This window comes from Neisseria sp. P0008.S010 (assembly GCF_051962715.1).
Lineage (GTDB): Bacteria > Pseudomonadota > Gammaproteobacteria > Burkholderiales > Neisseriaceae > Neisseria > Neisseria elongata.
In genome coordinates this window covers 1-262 of the sequence record NZ_JBQCVA010000329.1, presented here as the reverse complement: position 1 = coordinate 262, position 262 = coordinate 1, and the positions used below count along the sequence as shown (strand labels likewise).

The 262-nt window shown below is 60.7% G+C and carries 1 protein-coding gene; it reads right to left on the bottom strand.

From position 1 onward, the window contains the following. The coding region (locus tag ACTHSL_RS13810) for a LysR family transcriptional regulator (RefSeq protein ID WP_440381734.1) at window positions 1-163 on the bottom strand (163 nt) is incomplete at its 3' end. Between the last annotated feature and the right edge of the window lie 99 nt (window positions 164-262).

Sequence of the window (262 nt, the reverse complement as noted above, 5' to 3'; positions counted from 1 at the left end):
CGCGTTTGCTGCGGTTGAACAGACTGAACCCCAGCTTGCCCTCCAGGCGGTTGATGGCCTGGCTCAGCGGCGGTTGAGCCATGTGCAGGCGGATCGCCGCCTTATGAAAGTGCAGCTCTTCAGCCACGGCAATGAACTGGCGCAGCAGGCGGGTTTCGATCATGTCTTCTGTTCCTTCATTTGAACTGATCCGTGGGCCAGGCACGGCAATGGTAGCGCTTATTCGCCCGCGTCGAGCCCCAGCCTCTTGTCACTGCCCGTC